Genomic DNA, 26,153 nt, shown 5'->3' on the forward strand with positions numbered 1-26,153 from the left:
CTACAGTCAAGTTAATGTTATACTGCAGGCACTTATTGCCGAGTGTCTGCAGTTATGATCCCAAAGCTTAATCCCGAACTCGCGCTGGATGCCAGCATTGTTGCTTTTAGCAAAGCCTTAGTTGCCGCCGGCTTTAGCGGCGATATCGAAACCAGCTACGGCAGCCGTTTGGCGGTGGCCACCGACAACAGCGTATACCAGGCGTTACCGCAAGCAGTATTGCTGCCAAAATGTACTGACGACCTGGTTATTCTTACTTCGCTGGCGCAAACCTCCAGTTTCTCGCATATCAAATTCAGCCCGCGCGGCGGCGGCACCGGCACTAACGGCCAGGCGCTGACTGAGCATGTGGTGGTGGATTTATCGCGCCATATGCGCAACATTCTGGAAATTAATCTCGAGCAGCGTTGGGTACGGGTGCAGGCCGGGGTGATTAAAGACCAGCTCAATGCATTTTTAAAGCCATATGGCTTTTTCTTCGCGCCGGATTTATCCACCTCTAACCGTGCCACTATCGGCGGAATGGTCAATACCGATGCTTCCGGCCAGGGCTCCCTGGTATACGGCAAAACCAGTGACCATGTATTGGCACTGAAAACCGTGTTGATCGACGGCAATGTGTTAAAAACGCACAAAATGGCCACCTTTGAAGCTGAGCATCGCGCCGAGCAGCCCAATAGTATCGGCCGCATTTATCGTCAGGTGCTGAATAGTTGTCGGCAGTTCAGGCCACAAATATTGGCCAAATTCCCGCGTATGAACCGGTTTTTAACCGGCTACGACTTAGAACATGTGTTCAACGACGATTTAACCGAGTTTGATTTATCGCGCATTATTACCGGCTCGGAGGGCTCACTGGGCTTTGTGGTTGAAGCCAAACTGAATATTACCCCGATTGCCAAATGCAAGTGTCTGGTGAATGTGAAGTATGACAGCTTTGAAAGCGCGCTGCGTAACGCGCCGTTTCTGGTGGCGGCAGAAGCCACTTCTGTTGAAACCGTTGACAGCAAAGTACTGAATTTAGCCCGCAATGATATTATCTGGCATCAGGTAAAAGACTTAATCACCGATGTGCCCGGCATTGAAATGCAGGGGCTGAATATGGTGGAGTATAACAGCGAAAGCCAGGCTGAGATTGAGCAAAAAATTGCTGCGCTAACGGCACGGCTGGATGGCGCAATAGCAGATAAAACCGACGGCATTATCGGCTATCAGCTGACTTATGATAACGCGGCTATCGGCAATATTTACGCCATGCGCAAAAAAGCGGTGGGTTTGCTTGGCAATACTGCCGGCCGGCAAAAACCGATTGCCTTTGCTGAAGATACCGCTGTACCGCCGCAGAATCTGGCGGACTTTATTATGGAGTTTCGCGCACTGCTTGACAGCCATGGCTTACATTACGGCATGTTTGGCCATGTTGACGCCGGGGTGTTGCATGTGCGGCCGGCACTTGATTTATGCGATCCGGCGCAAGAGCAACTACTGCGCACAATCTCCGATCAGGTGGTGGCACTTACCGCCAAATATGGTGGCTTAATGTGGGGCGAGCATGGCAAGGGCTATCGCAGTGAATACGGTCCGGCATTTTTCGGCGATGAGCTGTTTACTGAGCTGCGCAAGATTAAAGCGGCTTTTGACCCGCGCAACAGAGTAAACCCCGGTAAAATTTGTACGCCGTTTAACAGTGCCGACAGCTTAGTGTCGGTCGATGGCGTAAAACGGGCTTACTTTGACCGGCAAATTCCGGTCGCAGTTAAAGACAGTTTTGACAGCAGCCTGAACTGCAATGGCAATGGCCTATGCTTTAACTATGAAGAAAACTCGCCAATGTGTCCGTCCAGCAAAGTCACTAAAGATCGGCGCCACAGCCCCAAAGGCCGCGCCGGTTTGATGCGTGAATGGTTACGCCTAACCGAAATGCAGGGTGTCGACGTGCTGGCACAGGAGCAGCAATTACTGCAGCAGTCTGGCGGTGTGAAAAGCTTGTGGCAACGGACAAAAAACAGCCTGGCAAAACGGCGCGGCGAAGAAGATTTCTCGCACGAAGTGATGCAGGCGATGGAGGGCTGTCTGGCGTGTAAAGCCTGCGCTGGTCAATGTCCGGTAAAAGTAGACGTACCTTCATTTCGCTCGCGCTTTTTGCAGCTGTATCACAGCCGCTATTTACGCCCGGCGAAAGATTATATTGTTGGCAATATCGAACGCACCGCGCCCTGGTTGGCCAAAGCGCCAAAGTTAGTTAATTTTGTTGTTAAGCAAAAAGTTACCGCGGCGTTATTAGAAAAAACCGTCGGCTATGTTGATACGCCGCTGCTATCTGTGCCCACCTTGTCAGAACAGGTTGGGGATTTATACCGCTTTGATTTAGCGGCACTGCAGCAGTTATCGGCACAGGACAAAGCGCGCACTGTGTTACTGGTGCAAGACCCTTTTACCAGCTTTTATGAAGCGGAGCTGGTAGCAGATGCGCTGAATTTACTGCAAAAGCTGGGCTTTAACCCGGTATTGTTACCGTTTTTACCCAATGGCAAGCCGCAGCATGTAAAAGGCTTTTTACGCGAATTTGCCAAAACAGCCGCCAGCGCCGCACAGTTTTTAAATCAGCTGCAACAGCTTGGTTTGCCTATGCTGGGGCTGGATGCATCTTTAGTGCTGGTATACCGGGATGAATACCATAAAGCGCTGGGCGATAAGCGCGGTGACTTTATTGTGCAGCTACTGCATGAATGGCTGGTACAGCAAAGCTTACCTAAGGTAAATAACAGCGCTGAGTTTGCCTTATTAGCGCATTGCACTGAAAAAACCGCCTTACCGGCGACAGAAAAGGCCTGGCAGCAAATCTTCAGCAGCGCAGGGCTAAGCTTAAAGCCGGTGAGTGTGGGCTGCTGCGGTATGGCGGGTACTTATGGCCATGAAGCGCAGAACCTGGATAACAGTAAAGCGTTGTTTGATATGAGTTGGCGCGCACCGGTTGAGCAATTTGGTACTGAACAGATATTGGTGACCGGCTTTTCCTGTCGTAGCCAGGTAAAACGGCTGGTAGGGGATAAACCGAAGCATCCGTTACAGGCTTTGTTGGCCGCGCTGTAGAGCTGACGATAATAAAAAATCCGCCGGTAAAGGCGGATTTTTGGTTTAACAACTATGTGTTTACACTGTCGGACATCAGAACTTATAAGTACCTTTTAAGTAGTAGTAACCGCCGTTAATGCCCATAGGTGAGGTTTCATAGTACTTGCCACCCCAATTATTATTTGGCACGCCAGATTGTTGCTCAAAGTCTAAACGTTCTGGCTTGGTATCAAAAATATTCTGCGCGCCTGCGGCAACGATGAAATTGTCGTTAACGTAATAGCTAACTTCAAGATCGAACGTTATCTTAGCAGATGCATTTTTCTCTGTACCTGGCTCCTCTGGTGTTCCTACCCAATCTACGTGAACCCCCTGATATTCACCATAATAGTTACTGCGCAAAAACATTGACCAGTCATCCCAACTTTGATTCCAGGTCAGTGTAGCGCGATGGTTTGGTAGATCATTTTCCAAGCGGGATATTTTATCGGCTCCTGTTATAGCAGGTTGTCCTTCTGGCGGCACAGTTACACGGTCTACATTGGTATCAGTCCAGTTGTATGCAAAGTTAAAGCTACTACGCCCACCGAACAAATCGGTAGAATAACTTGCAACAAAATCTATGCCCTGTGTGGTTGTATCAAAGTCGTTGGTAAAGAAGCTGACTTGTTGGAATGAGTCTACGTTACGGACACCTGCAGCTTTTAACGCCTCCTTGTTGGCTTCACTTAAAGTAATTTTACTGGACTGCGTGATCCGATCATCAACTTTGATATTGTAATAATCCAAAGTCATAAAGAAATCAGCACCCGAATACACTAAACCTGCAGCAAAGCTGACGGACTCTTCGGGTGTCAATTCCTTACCACCAAGCTCAATTGCAATAGGATTAGTTGGTGGTAACAAAGCTGAGTCTACCAACATGCCATCGGCCAGGCTGGTTTGTACATTACTTACATTTGCCTGACCAACCGTTGGTGCTCTGAAGCCCGTGCTATGAGATGCACGTATAGCCCAGTCATCACTCAGGCGAAACTGGCCGGTCAGTTTGTAATTTATCGTATCACCAAAGGTATCATAGTCTTCATAGCGCAGCGCTAAGCCAGCTAAAAAGCTCTCTGTGATCTCTGCTTCCAGATCGGTATAAACTGCGTAGTTGCGCCGGCTGTTTACGCCACCATCTTCTGGTTTAAAACCTGGAAAGCCGTTTGAGCCAATACCAAAGCCCTGGCTCGTAAGCGGGCCGTCAATAAACGACGCAACGTCACCTGCTACAACTTCAAAGGTTTCTTCTGTCCATTGTGCGCCAAACGCAACCGTCAGATCTTCGTACAAGCCAGCACTGACATATTTGACAAAATCGGCAGTAAAGGTTTTTTCAAGCTGAATGTATTTACCAGGTGTAAATTCGGTTGGTGTATCAGGGCCCAGAGACGCATTGATAGTGTTGGTCATAACATAAGTTGATTCATTGCGACCAACCGAGCCGGTAAAGTCATACAAAACGTCTGCCAGCCAGCCCTGTTTAAACTCGCCTTTGGTACCAATAGCCAATGCTGTGTCAGTAACATTTCCGCCGAAAGTTGGTGTAAAACCACCAGGGAACATTGAAAAAAACGTAAAACAATGGGCAGGCAGGGCACTAACGGCTTGGTTCACGGTTGCAAAATCGAGGTTTGCACCTTGCGCGTCTTTCAACGTAACTGCCGGGCAAGGGCCAGCAGTGTCGTCTAAATTACCGATAAGTAAGCTTTCGCCGCCGTCATTTGAAAATACAGATAAACGGTTGTATGGGTTACGCCAATAAAAACCACCGGTAATATCACGCTCAGAATAGTTACCAAACATGTAAGCTTCACGGCCGTTACCCAGATCTAAACCGGAGTTTACGAAGAATGAGATGTCATCTTTTATCTTCGGAGAACCCCAGATCTGCGCCAGTGGTGCGATAGCCGGGTTGCCGGCATCAGCAAAAGACTGCGCATCAGCGACCTGCACACTGCGACTTGTAGGATCGGCATTTTTATACTGAAAACTGGCATTAACAAAGCCATCTTTGGTTAATGGTAAACCAATGTTGCCGGCAAACTCGGTGCCGGTGCCATCACCTTCATAATATTCACCATGTTTGACTTCAAAAGAGCCGCCACTATCGGCATTTTTCAACTGAAAGTTAACCACACCGGCAATAGCGTCAGAGCCATATTGAGCCGCGGCACCATCACGCAGGATCTCGACCTGACGAATGGCGATGCCAGGGATAACGGAGACATCAGCGCCTTGTGCGCCGTCGTTTATACCACCGCCAAGAAAGGCGATAACAGAAGCTTTGTGCCTGCGCTTCCCATTGGTAAGGATTAAGGTGCTGTCTGAAGACAAGCCTCTTAAGTTCATAGGTCTGACTAGAGTTGCTGCATCACTGATTGGGTTTGCGTGAACATTTAGAGATGGCACTGATGTCGAGATCATATTCAGCATGTCGCTGCTGCCATTTTTACTTAACTCATCTCCACCAATAATATCGATAGGAACAGGAGAGTCACTAATAGAGCGCGGCGCTGAGCGACTACCGACAACAGCGATTTTTTCTACAGCTTGTTCTTTAGCCGCCGGTTGTTCTTGTGCCGCGACGGTGGCACTGATGCCTAAAGATAATGATGCTGCCAGCGCAAATTTAACGGCGCGCGCGACCGGATGGTAGTTATTCTGATTTTTCATAATTATTGTCCTGGATTAAGTTTTATTTTTCTGGCGCTTATGTTTTTATTTTTACGCCTTATTAACCATATGAGATAACAGCGCCGTTGTCTATCGCATATTTATGGCACTTCGTCTCCAGTCCGGGTAATCGCATACGATTGCAGCAAAAAAAACAGATTGCAGCAAAGCGACAGGCTGATTTATAACAACAGTCTGTTTTCTGTTGGGGCTGTAAAGTGCAAATAACTGAACTTACTGCGACATACTTTCCTGCCGTTATCCGCCTTGCCAATCAAATTCATGGCGATAATTACCTTAGCCCGGCCGGTTTAGAACAAATGCAGCAGCAGGGTATAACGGGGGGGATTAACGCCAGCTTTGTAGCGCTTGATGCACAACAACAGGTTATTGGTTACCGGTTAAGCTTTGCTGCCGGCCAGTGGCAACCGGATCAATGGTGTAGCCAGACTTTGTGGCCGGTTGACGCGGCGAAAATGGCCTACTTCAAATCAGTGGGGGTAAGCCAAACGCAGCGGGGCAAGGGTATAGCGTCGGCGTTATTGAACACCTCTGTTGCTGCACTGCGCCGTCAGGGCGCCGCTGCCGGGTTGGCACACATTTGGCGCGAGAGCCCGGGCAACGCTGCACAGCGCTACTTCAGCAACGCCGGTGCAACACTGGTTAAAGTTCATCCGCAGCGCTGGCGACATTTATCCGAAACGGTTGGCTATCAGTGTCCGGTGTGCGGCGCACTGTGCAACTGCAGCGCGGCTGAAATGGTGCTGTTATTCCCGGAGGCCAAACACCATGTATGATCCGCTGACGGACACAGAGATTGGTACTAACCTGGCTTACCCATCGTCTTACTGGGTAGATCACACCGCCACGGCAATACAGACTGCGCCACTGCAACATGATCTGAGCAGTGACATAGTGGTAATTGGTGCCGGTTATACCGGCCTGAGCTGCGCCTATCAGTTAGCAAAGCGTTTTAAGCGTGAAGTAACGGTATTGGAAGCCAACCAAGCCGGCTGGGGTTGCAGCGGCCGTAACGCCGGTTTTGTACTGCGGGGCAGCGGCAGGTTAGGCCTGGCACAATTGACACAACGCTTTGGTTTGGACAGCGCCCGCTTGTTCCATCAGGAATACGGCGCAGCCATAGCGCAGGTTAAACACATGATTGCAGATGGTAATATTGCCTGCGACAGCCAACCGGCCGGCTATTTAAAAGTCGCTCACAATACTTCTGCAGCAGCAGAGCTGCCGGCACAGGCGGCGTTTTTACAGCGTCAGTTCGGTTATCAGGCAGAGTACTTGTCTGAGTCACAACTGAAAAACGACTATATGCACAATGCCCGCGCCTATGCTGCGGTTAAGTTTCCCGATTGCTTTGGTGTTAACCCGTTGGCTCTGGCACAGGGCTATGCAACTATGGCGCAGCAAAGCGGGGTACAGTTGTACACCGGATCGCCGCTGCTAAGCTGGCAACGCAGCGCCGACGGCAGTTTTGTGCTGCAAACGCCACAGGCTTCAGTGCGCTGCAAACAACTGGTGCTGGCTACCAATGGTTATACCCCCAAGGGTCTGTACCCTGCATTTAACCGCGCTTGTTTACCGGTGCTCAGCAGCATTATTGTTACCCAACCGCTCACACCGGAGCAGCTTGAGCAAAGTGGTTTACAGCATACGCAGCTGGTCATGGATACCAGGGCACTGAAATACTATTACCGTAAGTTACCGGACAACCGTATTTTATTTGGCGGGCGCAGTGCAGTGTATGGCAAAGATGCTGAAAAAGCTGTCTATCCGGCGCGGCTGTTATCCGCACTGAAAGCCTGTTTTCCGATGTTGGCAGAGCTGCGTGTTGAATATCACTGGAGTGGCTGGGTTGCAGTGTCGTACGACGATTTACCACGGGTGTGTGAAGCTGAACCAGGATTGTTTTATGCCGGCGGTTATTGCGGCAGTGGTTTATCATTCAGTACCCAGGCCGGCGTGCGCCTGGCGGAACTGGCCATGGGCATAGAGCTGCCGCCGTTACCGATATACCAAAGCCGGTTAGTACCGTTTCCGCTACCGGCCTTCAGGCGGCTGGGCCAGCAAGGTTATTATCAGTGGGGCCGTTTTAAAGATCGTTTTCTGTAATTATCGGCAATAAAAAGCCCGGCAGAGCCGGGCTTGATATGTTAGAACGTTGCCCGCAGGCCAAGGGTTATTGCCCGACCCGGCAGCGGTGCATCGGCTTTAATAAAGGAGCTGTGGACAAAACCTAACTCATTTGTCAGGTTAGTGCCGCGTAAAAACGCCGTCATATCCAACTGCGATAAGCTAAAGTCATAGTTCAGGCTGGCATCAAGCAGGGTATAAGCTTTGGTTGGCGCTTCATTGGCAGCAACTTTGGTCTGCTTAGCGTAACGCGTAACACCAATGTCAGCGCTCCAGCTGATGCCTTTATACTGATAACCTAAACCGGTTTTATACGGCGGAATGCGTGGCAGGTAATCGCCGCCGTCGAGTTTGGCCCGCACGGTGTCAACAAAAACGTTAACAGATTGTGCCTCATCCAGCCGGTAACGTGCTTCAAATTCCAACCCGTATAAGATCGCATCCTGCTGTCGGTACTGATACACCGCGAAGCTTTCATGGGCTTCATGCCCGGCTTCGTCGTGTTCCTCGTCATGTTCGTCGTGCGCTAAATCTGCCATAGTCAGACCGGTATCAGCCAGATACAGATAGTTACGCACCTTGTTATAGAAAAAGTTGTAGGTAAAGCTCAGGTCGCCTTTGAAGCTGCGAAAGGTAATATCGACATTATTAGCTGTCTCTTTTTCAGGCTTCTGCTCTGACAGCTCAATTTCGCCATCGTGTAATTGATAGCGCATACCTAACTCATAACTGCTGGTAGCGATGTGCGCACCGTTTGAATACAGTTCTGCAGCGCCCGGCGCCCGCTCTGAGCGGCTAAGGGCCAGAGCCCAGGAGAATCCCGGCACAAATTCCCATACTAAACCTGCGGATGCACTTAAGGCGGTAAAGTCGTCAGATACACTGGTTGTAATGTCGGTGTCATGGCCGATGGCCAACCCTGTTGCGTCATGTGTGGTGCGCTCAATACGACCGCCTAACTGGGCAGAAATATTACCGAACTGTTTTTCTTCCAGTACAAATACCGCATGCGACAAGGTTTCGCTGTCGGGAGTAAAGGCTTCCTCGCCAAACGCCCGGTAATCAGCGCGTTGCAAATGATAACCCACCAGGCCATGCCAGCCACCGAGTTCTTCATGCTCAAGGCTAAGGCGGCTCTCGAGTGCTTTATTTTTAAAAGTGGTGCCTACGCTGCCATCTTCAATTTCCTGATGCTGATAATCAGTGTAAGCAGCGTTAAAAGACAAGGTTTCAATACCGGCAAACGGCGTATACCATTCACCGGCCATGCTGACACGATTTTGCTTTAATTTGGCAAATACACCTTCATCTGCATGCTCTTCATCATGTGCTTCATGATCGTCATGCTCTTCTTCGTGTTCATCATGATGATGATGGCCCGGAATACCATAATCTGATTCTAACCGGCCAATACTGATACCAAATAAACCACGGTTGCCGATATAGCTTAAACCGCCGTTCAGCGCTTTACTTTGTGTCCATGAGTTTTCCAGACGGCTGGCCGTTTCGCCTTCGTCATTGCTGAAGCGGGGCACATCATAATCTGACGTATCACGGTTAAAGCCATCAACATGCCAGGCGATATTGTTGCTGCTGCCTTCGTGGTTCAGCGCAACGGTTTTTTCATCTGATACATCAACATAACGGCTTTCCAGTTTGGTTTCGCTGTCAGCACGCAACTGGCGCGGAATACGGTTATCTACTACGTTAATTACGCCGCCGATAGCGCCACTGCCGTAAAGTAAGGTGGCCGGGCCACGCAGCACTTCAATTTGCTGTGCGGTAATGGCATCGGCGCTGATAGCATGATCTGGCCCGATACGTGATACGTCAGCGGTGTCTAAACCGTTATTTAAAATACGTACGCGCGGGCCGTCTAAGCCGCGGATCACCGGGCTTGATGCCACCGGACCATAGTAATTGGCATGCACACCGGGTTCATATTTCAGGGTTTCGCCGATGGTTGGTTCGCTACGTCGGCTTAGCTCTTCCCCGGTCAGTACCGATACCGGCGTGGCCATTTCCAGGTTGTATTTATGAATGCCGGAGGCGGCAACCACAATACGCTCAATACCGCCGGGCGTAAGGTTAATATTCAGTTGTGGTTGTGCCGGTGTTACCGTAACAAAGCTGTCACCGTAGCCGGCAGCTGAAACATGCAATTCAGCATTGGCAGGCGCCTGAATACTGAAACGGCCTTGCTCGTCAGCATAGACATATTGCTGGCGACCGTGGATGTGTACACGAGCGTTTTTCAGCGGTTGTCCCTGAGCATCGGTAATGACGCCGTCGTAGCGCTGTGCCGACTCCTGCGCTGAAGCACTGAACGTCAGACTAACCAGAGCTGCTAACAGGCTGTAACGTGGCAAAGCAGATAAACTGCGCATTGGGTTTCCTTTGAATTATTGCATGCGTGATGTTATAACATTTTACAGAATTATCTTAGCGCGGCAAGCCAGCATGGCGCTGAAAGGATAAAACGGTGAACAAACGCGATTAACTGCTGGCATAACCAGGCCCCCGGTTATTAGAATGGTTATTTTTTTCTGTGTGGGTTTAGCGTTATGAGTTTTTGGCCGGAGTTTATGTTAATTGCCCTGGTGCATCTGATGGCGGTGGCCAGCCCGGGGCCGGATTTTGCCATAGTGCTGCGTTATGCGGTGCGTTTTGGCCGGCAACAGGCCCTGGCAGCCAGCATTGGCATTGGTGCAGCCATTCTGTTGCATGTTACCTGGTCGTTGGTGGGTATAGCAGTGCTTATTCAAACCACGCCTTGGCTATTTAAGGTATTAAGTATCGCGGCGGCTGTCTATCTGGCCTATATCGGCGTAATGGCATTGCGCAGTAAAGCGCCGCTACATCCGGAGCAGGCTATAGCCGGTAATGCAGAGGAAACCGTACCCTCTGCCGGTAAAGCCTTTGTCGCCGGTTTTATTACCAATGGTTTAAACCCTAAGGCCACCTTGTTTTTTCTATCGTTGTTTGCCGTCATTATTTCGCCGCTTACACCACTTTCTTACAAAATTATCTACGGCGTATATATGGCGCTGGCCACCGCGGCCTGGTTCTGTATGTTATCTATGGTGCTAACACACACTAAAGTAAGGGGTTTTCTGCTGTTGAAGGGCTACTGGTTTGACCGCTTAATGGGTTTACTATTATTGGCACTGGCTATGCATTTGGTAGTGACCGCGATTAACAGCTAAACTCTGCTTGCGCCAGCCAGAGTCTGGTTTGTGGGGTAGTAATGATGCAAATGGCCAGCAAAGTAATAAAGCTGGATCTGCAATACAGTTGCGATGCCAGCCATGCCTATCTGCAGCAACGGCATTATGTCTCGCCCTGGCAGGGCGAGAGCGCCGAACATTTTGCCAAACGCTTACTGGTTTATCTCAGCCTGTACGAGCAACAGCCGGGTTTTGCCAAAGATGACTCAGGCGGTAAAGCACCGGACCTGTTTATTCAGGATCAGCAACAACATTTTCAGCTCTGGTGCCAGCTGGAATTAGTAGCAGAAAAGCGCCGGCTAAGGGCATCGCATCTGGCCGATCAGTTGTTGTTGGTGTTAGACGAGCAGGAAACCAGCAAAGCAGAACACGACGACTGGCCGGCTAATCAACGTATTTTCACGCTGACGTCAGCCCAACTGGCAGAGTTTTGTCAGATGCTGAAAAGCCATATGAAACTCAGCGTCTGGCGCGAAGATCCGCTGTTATCCATTACCGACGGTGAGCATGTATTACAGCTTAACCTTAGTGCCTTGCTGGAAAAACCACATTAATATTGTGGCCTTGCCTTAATTTCAGCGAACGCTATAATACGCCCGATTTTAATATTGCTACGGATTTACGGTCCGTCGTTGCAAGAGGTAGGTTATGTACGTAGTTGCTGCTTTATACAAGTTTGTCCGTTTACCCGATTATATTACCCTGCGCGATACCTTGTACGACTACATGGTCGCCAACAAAGTCAAAGGCACCTTGTTATTAGCCGAAGAGGGCATTAACGGCACCATCTGTGGTGAGCGTGCCGGTGTCGATGCGGTAAAAGCCTGGCTGGATGCTGATGGCCGCTTTGACGGCATGAGCTACAAAGAGTCCTTGTCTGATGAGTTAGCGTTTTACCGCACTAAAGTAAAATTGAAAAAAGAAATTGTTACCATGGGCGTTGAAGGGATAAACCCGGCGCATATAGTGGGTACCTATGTTAAAGGCGATGACTGGAACAGGCTGATCAGCGATCCGGACACTATTCTTATCGATACCCGCAACGATTACGAAGTCGCCATCGGTACTTTTAAAAATGCCGTCAATCCTAATACCACCACTTTTCGCGAGTTCCCGCAGTGGGCAGCCGACAATTTAGATAAAACTAAACATAAAAAAGTCGCCATGTTTTGTACCGGCGGTATCCGCTGTGAAAAATCGACTGCCTTTTTAAAAGAGCAGGGCTTTGACGAGGTGTATCACCTTGACGGCGGCATTCTAAAATATCTGGAAGAAATGCCACAGGACAACAGCTTGTGGCAGGGCGAATGCTTTGTGTTTGATCAGCGTGTTGCGGTCAAACACGGCCTGGAGCAGGGCAGTTATGATCAGTGTTATGCTTGCCGCATGCCGTTATCAACAGCAGAAATGGCATCTGAGCACTACGTTAAGGGCTTAAGTTGCCCGCATTGCCATGATAAAACCACTGATGAGCAAAAAGCCGCCTTTGCCGAGCGTCAGCGCCAGGTTGAATTAGCCAAACAACGCGGTGGTAAACATATCCGCGATGGTAAATTCGAGTAAGCTGTAAGGTGGATAGTATTACAAAGCCGGCGTAAAGCCGGCTTTGTTGTTTCTGTACAGTGCTGTGCTGTACTATGGCTGAATAATTCTAATAAATAGAAAGGTTAAACAGCAATATTGCAATTTTAGTTTAATCGTATTGCTCTATTATCGTTAGGCTTAAGGAGTTTTGCATGCTGAAAAACAGTTCATCACATTATGGTGTCGTCAGTGTTGTGCTGCATTGGCTGGTTGCTGTGACCGTATTCGGTTTGTTCGCCGCCGGTTTCTGGATGGTAGATTTAAGCTATTACAGCGAATGGTACCGCACAGCGCCGCACTGGCATAAAAGCACAGGGATCTTGCTGGCAATAGTAATGCTGCTACGCTTGCTGTGGCGCTGGCTAAGCCCGCCGCCGCAGGCGTTAGCGACGCACCGCAGCTGGGAGAAAAAAACCTCTGCGGTAGTGCAATGTTGTTTATATCTGGGCATTTTGTTATTGGTGATCAGTGGTTACCTGATCTCTACTGAAGATGGCCGGCCTATTGCTGTATTCGACTGGTTTGAAGTACCGGCACTAGGCGCATTATTTACTAATCAAGCCGATATTGCCGGGCTGGTACACGAATACGTTGCTTACAGCCTGATAGCACTTGCAGTGTTGCATGGCATGGCGGCATTGAAACATCACTATATTGATAAAGACCACACGCTCAAACGTATGTTTGGCCGTAAACCTTAACATTGGAGATCACTATGAAAAAATTACTGTTAGCGGCATCTGTAGCTGCGATGATGACCTTACCGGCTCAGGCGGCAGATTACGTAATAGATACTCAGGGCGCGCACGCTTTTGTCCAGTTTAAGATAAGTCACTTAGGCTACAGCTGGTTATATGGCCGTTTTAATACCTTCTCCGGTGATTTCAGCTATGACGCTGATAAACTGACCGACGCAAAAATTCAGCTGACCATTGACACCGCAAGTGTTGATTCTAACCACGCTGAGCGTGATAAACATTTGCGCAGCGGTGATTTTTTAAATGTAAGCAAACACCCTAAAGCGACTTTTGTCAGCACCAAAATTGTGCCAAAAGCCGGTGAAACCTTTGATTTACACGGTAACCTGACGTTGAACGGCGTGACTAAAGAAGTAGTAATTGCTGCAGAGAAACTGGGTGAAGGTAAAGATCCATGGGGTGGTTACCGTGCTGGTTTTGCCGGTACTACCACTTTAACCCTGAAAGATTTTGCCATTAATACTGATTTAGGTCCGGCATCAGCCACGGTGCAACTGGATTTGACAGTAGAAGGTATCCGCAAGTAATGCAGCAACCGCAGCAGAGCATCAGATCTGCTGCGGTTTATCCTCTGTTTGATGCTCCGGCTCTGCTTTAGCTTCTTTCGTTTTTAATGCACTGAGTAAGCTCACCAGAATAAGATTAAACTCTTCATTTTCAACCTGCGCATTGGTCAGGCCCGCGACCAGTAAACTGGCTTCAAAAGTATCACCGGTACGGTACATTAATTGCGCCAGCCTTAGTGTGGCCCAAGGCAGGGTTTTATTTTCACTGTCACGGTAAAACTCCAGATACTGCTGCAGTGCCGTAATACCCGCCATAGCATCTTGATCAGCGGTTACAGCCAGCCGGCCAATATGGTACAGCGCATTATATTTATCGGTTAAATCTGTAGCGTGCTCTGCTGCCTGACGGTAATTAACAAAGGCTTCATCATATAAAGCCAACTCATTGAGGATCTGCGCTTTACGCGCCAACAGCCTGGCATTTGGCGGGTCCGGTATCATGCTGTTTAGCAGTGCCAACGCCTCAGTAGGTTTTTTCTCATTTAATAAAATGCGGCTGCGGGCCAACAATGCCTGGGCCGGGTTTTCTTCAGCCAGTTGCGCGGCCATACTATTGGCCAACTCTTTGTCACCTCCGGCAGCAGCAGGGGCAATACTGTAAAAATCGATTAATGCCTGGCGCGCAGCATAGTGATCCGGTTGCAAGCTAACCGCCTTTTGCAGCAAGGCAACACCGCGGGCAGCACGTTCTTTGGCGGCAAACACATTGCCATCACTGGCCAGACGAATTTTACTTAAGCCGGCCAGATAATTCAGTTCGCTATTCTGCGGAAATTGCTCTATGGCATAGTTAAGCAGGGTATTGGCATCTTCGAGCCGCTGTTGGTTAATTAACGCTCTGGCGTAAATGACCAATAGTTCACCTTGTTGTTTGTAATCCGGCTGTTGGATTAACTGATGCTCAAGCTCAGTGTAGCGGGCGCTGGCCAGCAATTGCTCATAGTGGCTTATATCTGCAGAAGAAACAGTCGCAGCAATAAATAACAGCAGGGCTTTCATCAATGATCTCCTTAAAGATCAGCGCGTAATGCGCTTAGTCTGCGGCATCAGCAGAGAAATTACCAGACACTCAGGGGATTTCAATTTCGATATCTGTATCCGGCGTGCTACAGCAGGGTAAAAATTCACCTTTACGAACAAACGCCAGCGGTTCGTTAATATAACTGACAGCACCTGATAACAACTTGCAGCGACAGGCACCGCAATAACCTTCACGGCACTGAAAGTTCACCGTTAATTTTTGCTGCTCCAGCGCATCAAGTAAGGTGCGGGCGCGGCCATCGAAATCAATGACAACGCCTGCGGTAACCTTAACACAAGGCATAACCTAAAGGTCAAAATCGCCGAAGTCGCCACCATCAACTTCATTGTCAATCTGGCCAACCAGATAAGAGCTGATTTCAGCTTCCTGCGGCGCAACCTGTACGTTGTCTGATACCAACCAGGTATTGATCCACGGAATGGGGTTTTGCGTGGTAGAAAAAATGGCTTTCATGCCGATAGCCTGCATCCGGCTGTTGGTAATGTATTCCACGTACTGGCAGAGAATATCTTTGTTCAGGCCAATCATTGAGCCGTCTTTAAACAAATATTCTGCCCAGTCTTTTTCCTGTTCGGCCGCTTTGCGGAAAATGGCGTAGGCTTCTTCTTCACATTCTTTAGCAATCTTCGCCATGTCAGGGTCGTCATCACCGGCGGCCATAATGTTCAGCATATGCTGGGTGCCGGTTAAATGCAGCGCTTCGTCACGGGCAATCAGGCGGATAATTTTAGCATTACCTTCCATTAATTCGCGTTCGGCAAAGGCAAAGCTACAGGCAAAGCTAACGTAAAACCGGATCGCTTCCAGCACGTTTACCGACATAACACACAAATATAAGCGGCGTTTTAACTCGTACAGGCTGATGCTGTGGCTTTGCCCATTAATAGTATGCGTGCCTTCACCACAGCGCTGATACAGGTTTATGCCGTCGATTAAGGCATCATAGTAGCGGGTAACATCGTCAGCACGCTCTAAAATGCGCTCATTGAGCATAATGTCATCAAATACTTTATGCGGTTCAGCGCTGATATTACGCACAATATGGGTATAGCTGCGGCTGTGGATGGTTTCGCTGAAAGCCCAGGTTTCAATCCAGGTTTCCAGCTCCGGCAATGACACTATCGGTAAAAAGGCCACATTGGGCGAGCGGCCCTGCACCGAGTCCAGCAATGTCTGGTACTTCAGATTACTGATAAAAATGTGCTTTTCGTGTTCCGGCAGGTTTTGGTAGTCGATACGATCTTTACTGACATCGACTTCTTCCGGCCGCCAGAAAAAGCTCAACTGCTTTTCGATCAGTTTTTCAAAAATGCCATATTTTTGCTGATCATAGCGTGAAACGTTCACCGGATTTCCGAAGAACATCGGCTCTTTCATCTGGTCATTTATTTGTCGGTTAAAGGTTGTGTACGCCATTGCCACTTATCGTCCTAACAGGGATTTATTACAAAGTACGGGCTACCGCAGCAGCCCGTTTAGTTAACTATTAAATTTTACAGGCGCCGCCGGCACAGCCGTCGTCTTCCGCTTCGGGCTTAATGTCTTCCTGGACATCTGACGCGCCGTCACGGGTGTTGTGGTAATACATAGTTTTTACACCCAGCTTATAAGCTGACAGTAAATCCTGCAGCAACAACTTCATCGGTACCTTACCGCCGTCAAACTTGTTCGGATCATAATTGGTGTTAGCCGAAATGGTCTGGTCGATAAATTTCTGCATAATCGCCACCAGCGAAATATAACCGCTGTTGTTCGGAATATCCCATAACAGCTCATATTGGTTTTTCAGCCGCTCATATTCCGGTACTACCTGCTTTAAAATACCGTCTTTACTGGCTTTAACACTGATATGACCGCGCGGTGGTTCAATACCGTTAGTGGCGTTGGAAATTTGCGACGACGTTTCAGACGGCATTAATGCCGATAACGTTGAGTTACGCAAACCATGGCTGAGAATATCGTTACGCAGTTGCTCCCAATCCAGCAGCAGCGGCTCGTTACACACTTTATCCAAATCTTTCTTATAGCTGTCTATCGGCAGTATGCCCTGAGCATAAGTGGTTTCGTTAAACTTAGGACAAGCACCGAATTCCTGTGCCAGCTTGTTTGATGCCTTCAGCAAATAATACTGAATCGCTTCAAAAGTACGGTGGGTTAAACCGTTGGCCGAGCCGTCAGAGTATTTCACGCCGTTTTTCGCCAGGTAGTAGGCGTAGTTAATGACACCCACACCTAAGGTGCGACGGCTGATAGAGGCATGAAACGCGGCTGGGATAGGGTAATCCTGATAATCCAGCAGGCTATCGAGTGAGCGCACGGCCAGTTCAGCCAGCGGCTCTAACTCGCTTAAATCTTCAATAGCACCTAAGTTAAACGCCGACAGGGTACAAAGCGCAATTTCACCTTCCGGGTCATTTACATCGTTCATCGGTTTAGTTGGCAGAGCGATTTCCAGACACAGGTTGCTCTGACGCACCGGAGCTAACTTCGGATTAAACGGGCTGTGGGTATTACAATGATCGACGTTTTGCAGGTAAATACGGCCGGTACTGGCGCGTTCCTGCATAAACAGGGTAAACAGCTCCAGTGCTTTTAAGCGCTTCTTGCGGATAGACGTATCGGCTTCGTACTTAACATACAACTCTTCGAACTTTTCCTGATCTTCAAAGAAAGCATCATATAAGCCAGGTACGTCAGACGGGCTGAACAGGGTGATGTAATCATCTTTAATCAGCCGGGTGTACATCAGGCGGTTAAACTGCACGCCGTAGTCTAAATGGCGTACGCGGTTTTCTTCCACACCACGGTTGTTTTTCAGTACCAGCAGCGACTCAACTTCCAAATGCCACAGTGGGTAAAACAATGTAGCCGCGCCGCCGCGCACACCGCCTTGCGAACAGCTTTTAACTGCTGTTTGAAAATGCTTGTAAAACGGAATACAGCCGGTGTGGAAGGCTTCACCGTTGCGGATTGGGCTGCCCAGCGCACGAATGCGGCCGGCGTTAATGCCGATACCGGCACGTTGGCTAACGTATTTTACAATGGCACTGGAGGTGGCATTGATTGAATCCAGGCTGTCACCACATTCGATCAATACACAAGAGCTGAACTGGCGGGTAGGGGTACGCACGCCGGACATAATCGGTGTCGGCAGAGATAGCTTAAACAACGAGCAGGCGTCATAAAAGCGGCGCACATAATCTAAGCGTGTGGCTTTAGGGTAGTTAGCAAACAAACAGGCGGCTACCAGCATATACAGGAACTGCGCACTCTCGTATATTTCACCGCTGACACGGTTTTGCACCAGATATTTGCCTTCCAGCTGTTTAACGGCAGCATAGCTGAAGTTTAAATCGCGGCTGTGATCGATAAAGCTGTTCATCTGATCCAGCTCGTCACGGCTGTAATCTGCCAGGATGTGCTGATCGTAGCGTTTGGCTTCAACCATCTTCACCACCTGGTCATACAGGTGTGGTGGTTCAAATTGGCCATAGGCTTTTTTACGCAGGTGGAATACCGCTAAACGGGCGGCAAGGTACTGATAATCCGGCGTGTCTTTTGAGATCAGATCTGCAGCGGCCTTGATAATGGTTTCATGAATGTCTTCCGACTTAATGCCATCATAAAACTGAATATGAGACTTCAGCTCAACCTGAGATACCGACACATTAGATAAGCCTTCGGCGGCCCAGGTAATAACGCGGTGAATTTTATCCAGATCCAAAGGTTCACGGCGGCCATCACGTTTAGTGACGAAAAGAGATTGAGTCATCGCGGCAGATTTCCGTTTCAGTTATAAATTGTTATCGTCAGCCATGTAGCGCACGGCCATTTTAGCGGCAGCTATTGTTGCTTAATTACACAACATATAGATGCTTTTGAGAAAGTGATCACAAGATAGTGTGGATCCGGCTTTTTTGCAAGGGTGAAATTCAGCGGAATTTTAGCGTTAAAACGGCGGTTAGTAGCTGCTAACCGCGTCAACAGTGTCGTGGGGAAAGGCTGGCGTACGCAAGCTTTTTTTCCGGTTAAATTTATTTGTTCTATTAATATTTTTTTTATAGCCCACAGCTATTTAGATGCTGCTAATTTAACCACTGCCGGCATTCAGGCCGGTTTGCGTGCCACCACGATGTAATTAACATCGACGCCGGGGCCGGTTTTAAAGCTCTGCTGCAGCGGGTTATAGTGCAAGCCCGTTGCATCAACCACTTCTAAGCCGGCTTGCTCGATAAAGCGCATCAGCTCGGATGGGCGAATAAATTTATCAAATTCATGCGTACCTTTGGGCACCAGTTTTAATACCTGTTCGGCGCCGATAATTGCCAGTAACCAGGCTTTGCGTGTACGGTTTAACGTAGAAAAGAACAAGGTGGCACCTGGCTTGGCTAAGTCGGCACAGGCTTGCACCACCGACTCAGGCTGAGGCACATGCTCGAGCATCTCCATGCAGGTCACCACATCAAACTGTGCCGCGTGGTTTTGCGCATAGTGTTCGGCGGTTGCCTGTTGGTAATTAACCTCTACGCCGGCTTCCAATGCGTGCAGCTTGGCTACGCTAAGCGAGTCTTCGGCCATATCCAGCCCGGTAACGTTGGCGCCGCTGCGTGCCATGCTTTCCGCTAAAATACCGCCGCCACAACCGATATCAATAACTGTTTTACCAAACAAGCCCTGCAATTCGTCGCTAATGTAGCTTAACCGAACCGGATTAAGTAAATGCAGTGGTTTAAATTCGCCGCTTGGGTCCCACCAGCGTGAGGCAATATCGTTAAACTTGGCAATTTCGCCGGCATCAACATTCATATCTGCAGTCATATAGCATGCTCGTTAGTTTTTGCGCATTATAAAGCCTTGATCCATTTGAGCAATGCCGAAGCTTAATTTGCTATGCATTTCAGGCATGGCAAGCGGGATTTTCTGTGTTAGAATCCTGCGTTGTCTCGCGCTTTATAACATCGACAAAAGCGAGTTATCTATCTGATTTAAGGGAAATTAGCGTTTTATGACAGATCTGGCCAGAGAAATAGTTCCTATTAATATCGAAGACGAATTAAAGAATTCGTACCTCGATTACGCAATGAGCGTCATTGTTGGCCGCGCCTTACCGGACGTAAGGGATGGTTTAAAGCCGGTACACCGCCGCGTGCTGTTCGCGATGAAGGAACTGGGCAATGACTGGAACAAAGCCTATAAAAAATCTGCCCGTGTGGTAGGTGATGTTATCGGTAAATACCACCCGCACGGCGACAGTGCGGTATATGACACTATCGTACGGATGGCGCAGCCATTTTCACTGCGTTATATGCTGGTAGACGGTCAGGGCAACTTCGGTTCTATCGATGGTGACTCTGCCGCTGCGATGCGTTATACCGAAGTGCGGATGTCACGTATTGCCCACGAGCTGCTGGCCGATTTAGATAAAGAAACCGTCGATTTTGTGCCTAACTATGACGGCACTGAACAAATTCCGGCAGTCATGCCAACCAAGTTACCTAACCTGCTGATTAACGGCTCCAGCGGTATTGCTGTGGGCATGGCCACCAATATTCCGCCGCATAACTTAACCGAAGTTATTGACGGCTGCTTAGCTTTAATTGCTAACCCGGATATTGAGCTGCACGAGCTGATGCAGTATATCCCGGGCCCGGATTTCCCGACGGCAGCTATTATCAACGGCCGTAAAGGCATTGAAGAAGCCTACCGTACCGGCCGCGGTAAAGTGTATATCCGCGCCAAAACCGTGGTAGAAACCGACGAGAAAACCGGCCGTGAAGCCATTATCGTCAACGAAATTCCGTATCAGGTTAACAAAGCCCGCTTAATTGAAAAAATTGCCGAGCTGGTAAAAGAAAAACGCATCGAAGGTATTTCGGCGCTGCGCGATGAGTCTGATAAAGACGGTATGCGTATTGTCATTGAGCTTAAACGCGGCGAGTCTACCGATGTAATGTTGAACCAGCTGTATACCAATACCCAGATGCAAACGGTATTCGGTATCAATATGGTGGCATTGGATCAGGGCCAGCCTAAGCTGCTTAGCTTAATTGAAATGCTGAAATGCTTTGTGCTGCACCGGCGTGAAGTGGTTACCCGTCGTACCGTGTACGACTTACGTAAAGCCCGTGACCGTGCGCATATCCTCGAAGGTTTAGCCATAGCGCTGGCCAATATCGATGAGATTATTGAACTGATTAAACATTCTGCCAGCCCGGCCGAAGCCAAAGCCGGCTTGGTCGCCCGCGGTTGGCAGTTGGGTGATGTCAGCAGTATGTTAGAGCGTGCCGGTAAAGATGCTGCGCGGCCGGAATGGTTAGAAGAGCATTTTGGCATTCGTGATGGCATGTATTTCCTCACCGAACAACAAGCTCAGGCCATTCTGGATTTACGCTTACATAAGCTGACAGGGCTTGAGCACGAGAAAATTCTCGACGAATACAAGCAACTGTTAGAGCTGATTGCTGAGTTACTGCATATTCTGGCCAGCCCAGAGCGCTTAATGGAAGTAATTTGCGAAGAATTAGAAGCCATTAAAGCCCAGTATGCTGATGCACGGCGCACTGATATCCAGGACAATATGCTGGATATCAATATGGAAGATTTGATCACCGAAGAAGACGTGGTTGTTACCTTATCGCACCTGGGCTATGCCAAATATCAGCCGTTGTCTGATTACGAAGCCCAGCGCCGCGGTGGTAAAGGTAAAGCCGCAACTACAGTAAAAGATGAAGACTTCGTCGATAAGCTGTTAGTTGCCAGTACCCACGACACCATTTTGTGCTTCTCTAACCGTGGCCGTCTGTATTGGATGAAGGTATATCAGTTGCCGCTGGCCAGCCGCACGGCACGTGGCAAGCCGATTGTAAACCTGCTGCCGCTGGAAGAGGGCGAACGTATTAACGCTATTCTGCCGGTGCGTGAGTACGAAGCCGATAAATACGTGTTTATGGCGACTGCCAACGGTACCGTGAAGAAAACCTCATTGGTGGAATACTCACGGCCACGTTCAAACGGCATTATTGCTGTTAACCTGAACGACGGCGACCACTTAATTGGCGTGGGCATTACCGACGGCAATAACGAAATTATGCTGTTCTCTGATGACGGTAAAGTGGTGCGTTTCACTGAAGATCAGGTGCGCGGCATGGGCCGTACCGCTACCGGTGTACGTGGTATTAAACTGCGCGAAGGTGGCTCGGTAGTATCGTTAATTATACCTAACGGCGATGGCCCGGTGCTTACTGTAACTGAAAACGGCTACGGCAAACGTACCTCGTTAACCGAATATCCGGCCAAGAGCCGTGCTACCCAGGGCGTGGTATCTATCAAGGTATCTGAGCGTAACGGCCTGGTGGTAGGTGCAGTACAAGTGAACGAGTTGGATGAAATTATGATGATTTCCAACAAAGGCACTTTAGTACGTACCCGCGTTAATGAAGTATCCGAAGTGGGCCGTAACACCCAGGGCGTTATCCTGATCCGTACTGCGGATAACGAAAAAGTCGTTGGGGTGGCTAAAGTAGATGAGATTCAGGATGCGGAAGAGTTAGCCGCTGCCGAGGCAGAAAAGGCCGCCAGCACCGTACTTACCGATACTCAGTTAGCCCAGGATGAAGAAGAGTAACAACTGACCATAAAACGGGCGCTTCTGCGCTCGTTTTGCTTTTTATCAGGCATAAATAAAAAGATCGGCATTAAGCCGGCAACAGTAATACAACCAAGCCAGTTGAATAGAAATGTTAATTCAGGAGCAAGTAGTAAAGATGAGCACTTTTAACTTTTGTGCCGGGCCGGCCATGTTACCCGTAGCGGTAATGCAGCAGGCACAACAGGAATTTATTAACTGGCAACAACATGGCTGCTCGGTAATGGAAATGAGCCACCGCAGCAAACCATTTATCCGTGTTGCGGCTGAGGCTGAGCAGGACTTACGTGATTTACTCGATATTCCGGCTAACTACAAAGTGCTGTTTATGCATGGTGGTGGCCGCGGTCAGTTCTCTGCTGTGCCACTTAATCTGTTAAAGCCCGGCCAGAGTGCGGATTATATTATCTCAGGCGCCTGGTCTAAATCGGCGGTAGAAGAAGCGGTAAAATACGGCAATATTGCGCCGCAGGATATCCGGCAAAAAAGCCCGGGCGGCATTCGTACTGTGGTCGCCCCCAATGACTGGCAATTAACCCAAGGCGCTGCCTATGTGCACTGCTGTCCGAACGAAACCGTAGACGGTGTTGAATTTACCGCGTTGCCTGATACCAACAGCCCAATCGTCGCCGATTTATCCTCTACTATTTTATCCAGGCCAATTGATGTCAGCCGCTATGGGATGATTTATGCCGGCGCACAAAAAAATATTGGCCCGTCCGGTTTAACCCTGGCCATAGTGCGGGAAGATTTATTGCCGGCAAAAGATGCGCGTATTCCATCAGTACTGGACTATCGCTTAGCCGCAGAAAACGACAGCATGTTTAATACGCCGCCAACCTTTGCCTGGTATCTGGCCGGGCTGGTATTTAAATGGTTAAAACAGCAGGGCAGCGTTACCGCAATGGCTACGCGTAACCAAGCCAAAGCTGGTTTACTGTATGATTATATTGATAAAAGCGATTTCTACAGTAACGACGTTGATAAACAATACCGCTCGTGGATGAATGTACCGTTTTTCTTAGGTGACGAGCGCTTAAACGATATGTTTGTTGACCAGGCTGAGGCGCATGGCTTGCTGGCGTTAAAGGGCCATCGTATGGTTGGCGGTATGCGGGCCAGTATTTACAACGCTATGCCAATAGAGGGCGTACAAACGCTGGTGAGTTTTATGCAGGAATTTGAGCGTGTGCACGGATGAAAACCTTAACCTTAAACCCTATTGCTAAAGTCGCCGGTGAAGTGCATTTGCCGGGCTCAAAAAGTATTTCTAACCGGGTATTGCTGTTGGCCGCGCTGGCAAAAGGTACCACCCACATCACCAACTTGCTTGATAGCGATGATATTAAACATATGCTCAACGCGTTAACGGCGCTGGGCATCGGCTATAAGTTGTCTGATTGTCGCACCAGGTGCGATGTGCATGGCATTGGCGGCCTGTTTAACCACCCGCAGGCGCTAACGATGTTTCTCGGCAACGCCGGTACGGCAATGCGGCCATTAACCGCTGCACTGGCGGCATCCAATGTCGATGTGACCCTAACCGGCGAGCCGCGCATGTACGAGCGGCCGATAGGCCATCTGGTTGATGCATTGCGTCAATGGCAGGCCGATATCCGCTATACCGGCAGCGAAGATTTTCCGCCGTTACACATTAAAGGCAAGGCGCTGCAGGGCGGCAGTATGCAGATTGACGGCAGTATTTCCAGCCAGTTCTTAACTGCCGTGTTAATGGTAGCGCCGTTGCTTGCCGGTGACAGCGAAATAGACATTACCGGCGAGCTGGTATCCAAACCCTATATTGATATTACGTTGGCCCTGATGCAGCGTTTTGGCGTTACGGTGCAAAACCATAACTACAAGCGTTTCAGTATCAAGGGTAATCAGCTTTACCGCTCGCCGGGCCAATGGCTGGTTGAGGGTGATGCGTCATCGGCATCCTACTTTTTAGCCGCAGCTGCCATTAAAGGCGGCAGCATAAAGGTAACCGGCATTGGTAAACATGCCGTGCAGGGCGATATCCACTTTGCTGATGCGTTGGAAGCGATGGGCGCCGAGGTTGAGTGGGGTGACGACTATATAATGGTAACGCGTAACACGCTTAATGGCATCGACCGTGATTACAATGCTATTCCGGATGCGGCTATGACCATCGCCACCACAGCGTTATTTGCCAAAGGGCCAACGGTGATACGCAATGTGTATAACTGGCGGGTAAAAGAAACCGATCGTTTGGCTGCAATGGCAACTGAGCTTCGAAAAGTCGGTGCAGAGGTAGAAGAAGGCCACGACTACCTAAAAGTGACACCGCCGGCCACGCTTAAGCATGCCAGTATTGCTACCTATAACGATCACCGCATGGCGATGTGTTTCTCTCTGGTGGCGCTGAGTGATACCAGCGTGACCATTGAAGACCCCGATTGCACCGCAAAAACCTTTCCGCATTATTTCAGTTTATTTCAACAACTGGCTTGTTAAATAACAGAAATCATTTAGACGCGTAGCCTTCTGACTGCGCGTCTTTCCTTCGTTTTATCTTAATTAAACACAGATTTTGTCGCAAAAAGCTGTATAATACTGCGGTTTTGAAATCCGATTAACCAGTAGTTTGGAAAGGGGGTAGGATGCCACACTCTGCAGCAGTAATTACCATAGATGGCCCCGGCGGTTCCGGTAAAGGTACAATATGCCGCTTACTGGCCCAGCGTTTAGGCTGGCAATTACTCGATAGTGGCGCTATTTACCGCGTATTGGCTCTGGCTGCCGTACATCACGACATTGCCTGTGATGACGAAGAAGCCCTGCAGCCGTTAGCGGCCCACCTGGATGTTCAGTTTAGCAGCGACGAACAGGGTAATGTGCGCATTACCCTGGAAGGCGAAAATGTATCACACACCATCCGTACCGAAGATGTCGGCACCCTGGCATCGAAAATAGCCTCATTACCCAGGGTACGCGAGGCTTTATTACGGCGTCAACGCGCTTTTGCGGAAGCGCCCGGTTTAGTGGCCGATGGCCGCGATATGGGCACTGTGGTTTTCCCCCAGGCAGAGGTTAAAATATTTTTAACAGCTTCGGCGGAAGAGCGCGCCAGACGGCGCTATTTAGAGTTGAAAGAAAAGGGCTTTGATGTTAATATCGGCGACCTTTTGAGCGAAATCCAGGCCAGAGACGAGCGCGATATGAACCGCGCCACCGCGCCGCTGAAACCAGCAGCCGACGCCTATATGCTGGATTCGACCAATAAATCGATTGAACAAGTGTTGGAAGAGGTACTGAACTACGCCGGCATGAAATTGCCAGCTGTGGTGTGAACCAGGCCAAAGCCGCATTTTGGACAGCCTGTTAAACGGATTTAAACAGGTAAATTTAGCAACCCCATACGAACAT

Annotated in this window: 19 protein-coding genes; 12 read left to right on the forward strand and 7 right to left on the reverse strand. The window is 49.2% G+C overall.

The annotated features are described in order from the left end of the window. The first annotated feature begins 54 nt into the window (after positions 1–54). On the forward strand, positions 55–3,093 hold the full coding sequence (ydiJ, locus tag HRH59_RS08315) for a D-2-hydroxyglutarate dehydrogenase YdiJ (RefSeq protein ID WP_173500816.1): 3,039 nt from the start codon (positions 55–57) through the stop codon (positions 3,091–3,093). 75 nt (positions 3,094–3,168) lie between these two features. On the opposite strand, the gene HRH59_RS08320 is transcribed toward ydiJ, so the two are convergent. Continuing rightward, positions 3,169–5,793, reverse strand: a complete 2,625-nt coding sequence (locus tag HRH59_RS08320) for a TonB-dependent receptor plug domain-containing protein (RefSeq protein WP_173500817.1) — start codon at positions 5,791–5,793, stop codon at positions 3,169–3,171. Between the two features lie 218 nt (positions 5,794–6,011). Between HRH59_RS08320 and HRH59_RS08325 the strand changes: the two genes are divergently transcribed. After that, positions 6,012–6,590, forward strand: a complete 579-nt coding sequence (locus HRH59_RS08325) for a GNAT family N-acetyltransferase (RefSeq protein ID WP_331460161.1) — start codon at positions 6,012–6,014, stop codon at positions 6,588–6,590. Beyond that, entirely contained in the window at positions 6,583–7,920 is a 1,338-nt protein-coding gene (locus HRH59_RS08330) for an NAD(P)/FAD-dependent oxidoreductase (RefSeq protein WP_173500818.1), read from the forward strand. Before HRH59_RS08325 ends, HRH59_RS08330 begins: the two co-directional genes overlap by 8 nt. Positions 7,921–7,961: 41 nt before the next feature. Here the strand turns inward: HRH59_RS08330 and HRH59_RS08335 are convergent, their stop codons facing one another. Next, positions 7,962–10,328, reverse strand: coding sequence for a TonB-dependent receptor (locus HRH59_RS08335; RefSeq protein WP_173500819.1), 2,367 nt, complete (start codon positions 10,326–10,328; stop codon positions 7,962–7,964). Positions 10,329–10,505: 177 nt separating this feature from the next. On the opposite strand from HRH59_RS08335, the gene HRH59_RS08340 reads away from it, so the two are divergent. From HRH59_RS08340 to HRH59_RS08360, 5 genes are all read left to right on the forward strand, one after another. Continuing rightward, the gene (locus tag HRH59_RS08340; RefSeq protein ID WP_173500820.1) at positions 10,506–11,147 is read left to right on the forward strand and encodes a LysE family translocator; all 642 of its coding nucleotides are present in this window, start codon (positions 10,506–10,508) and stop codon (positions 11,145–11,147) included. 41 nt (positions 11,148–11,188) lie between these two features. Further along, positions 11,189–11,722: a YaeQ family protein gene (locus HRH59_RS08345; protein ID WP_173500821.1), complete on the forward strand. Its 534-nt coding sequence runs from the start codon at positions 11,189–11,191 to the stop codon at positions 11,720–11,722. Positions 11,723–11,816: 94 nt separating this feature from the next. After that, on the forward strand, positions 11,817–12,731 hold the full coding sequence (trhO, locus tag HRH59_RS08350) for an oxygen-dependent tRNA uridine(34) hydroxylase TrhO (protein WP_173500822.1): 915 nt from the start codon (positions 11,817–11,819) through the stop codon (positions 12,729–12,731). Between the two features lie 173 nt (positions 12,732–12,904). Next, a complete protein-coding gene (locus HRH59_RS08355) occupies positions 12,905–13,453 on the forward strand; it encodes a cytochrome b (RefSeq protein ID WP_173500823.1) in 549 nt (182 codons plus the stop codon). A 14-nt stretch (positions 13,454–13,467) separates the two neighbouring features. Next, complete coding sequence (locus tag HRH59_RS08360; RefSeq protein WP_173500824.1) at positions 13,468–14,037, forward strand: YceI family protein; 570 nt, start codon at positions 13,468–13,470, stop codon at positions 14,035–14,037. 21 nt (positions 14,038–14,058) lie between these two features. Here HRH59_RS08360 and HRH59_RS08365 read toward each other — a convergent pair whose 3' ends face one another. The 5 genes from HRH59_RS08365 to ubiG form a co-directional block, all read right to left on the reverse strand. Further along, positions 14,059–15,075, reverse strand: a complete 1,017-nt coding sequence (locus HRH59_RS08365; protein WP_173500825.1) for a tetratricopeptide repeat protein — start codon at positions 15,073–15,075, stop codon at positions 14,059–14,061. A 70-nt stretch (positions 15,076–15,145) separates the two neighbouring features. Beyond that, positions 15,146–15,400 carry a class I ribonucleotide reductase maintenance protein YfaE gene (yfaE, locus tag HRH59_RS08370; protein ID WP_173500826.1) on the reverse strand — a complete coding sequence of 85 codons (255 nt, stop codon included), beginning with the start codon at positions 15,398–15,400 and terminating at the stop codon, positions 15,146–15,148. Positions 15,401–15,403: 3 nt separating this feature from the next. Continuing rightward, positions 15,404–16,534 (reverse strand): class Ia ribonucleoside-diphosphate reductase subunit beta, encoded by a 1,131-nt coding sequence (gene nrdB / locus HRH59_RS08375; protein ID WP_173500827.1) that lies wholly within the window; start codon positions 16,532–16,534, stop codon positions 15,404–15,406. Between the two features lie 70 nt (positions 16,535–16,604). Beyond that, complete coding sequence (gene nrdA / locus HRH59_RS08380) at positions 16,605–18,890, reverse strand: class 1a ribonucleoside-diphosphate reductase subunit alpha (protein WP_173500828.1); 2,286 nt, start codon at positions 18,888–18,890, stop codon at positions 16,605–16,607. A 335-nt stretch (positions 18,891–19,225) separates the two neighbouring features. Next, complete coding sequence (ubiG, locus tag HRH59_RS08385) at positions 19,226–19,936, reverse strand: bifunctional 2-polyprenyl-6-hydroxyphenol methylase/3-demethylubiquinol 3-O-methyltransferase UbiG (protein WP_173500829.1); 711 nt, start codon at positions 19,934–19,936, stop codon at positions 19,226–19,228. A 187-nt stretch (positions 19,937–20,123) separates the two neighbouring features. Here ubiG and gyrA point away from each other — a divergent pair, with 187 nt between their 5' ends. From gyrA to cmk, 4 genes are all read left to right on the forward strand, one after another. Beyond that, positions 20,124–22,742: a DNA topoisomerase (ATP-hydrolyzing) subunit A gene (gene gyrA / locus HRH59_RS08390; RefSeq protein WP_173500830.1), complete on the forward strand. Its 2,619-nt coding sequence runs from the start codon at positions 20,124–20,126 to the stop codon at positions 22,740–22,742. Positions 22,743–22,881: 139 nt separating this feature from the next. Beyond that, a complete protein-coding gene (serC, locus tag HRH59_RS08395) occupies positions 22,882–23,964 on the forward strand; it encodes a 3-phosphoserine/phosphohydroxythreonine transaminase (protein WP_173500831.1) in 1,083 nt (360 codons plus the stop codon). Continuing rightward, a complete protein-coding gene (gene aroA / locus HRH59_RS08400; protein WP_173500832.1) occupies positions 23,961–25,241 on the forward strand; it encodes a 3-phosphoshikimate 1-carboxyvinyltransferase in 1,281 nt (426 codons plus the stop codon). Before serC ends, aroA begins: the two co-directional genes overlap by 4 nt. A 146-nt stretch (positions 25,242–25,387) precedes the next feature. Next, a complete protein-coding gene (cmk, locus tag HRH59_RS08405) occupies positions 25,388–26,077 on the forward strand; it encodes a (d)CMP kinase (RefSeq protein WP_173500833.1) in 690 nt (229 codons plus the stop codon). Positions 26,078–26,153: the final 76 nt, after the last annotated feature.

It is taken from the genome of Rheinheimera lutimaris (assembly GCF_013283795.1).
GTDB classification, from domain to species: Bacteria; Pseudomonadota; Gammaproteobacteria; order Enterobacterales; family Alteromonadaceae; genus Alishewanella; species Alishewanella lutimaris.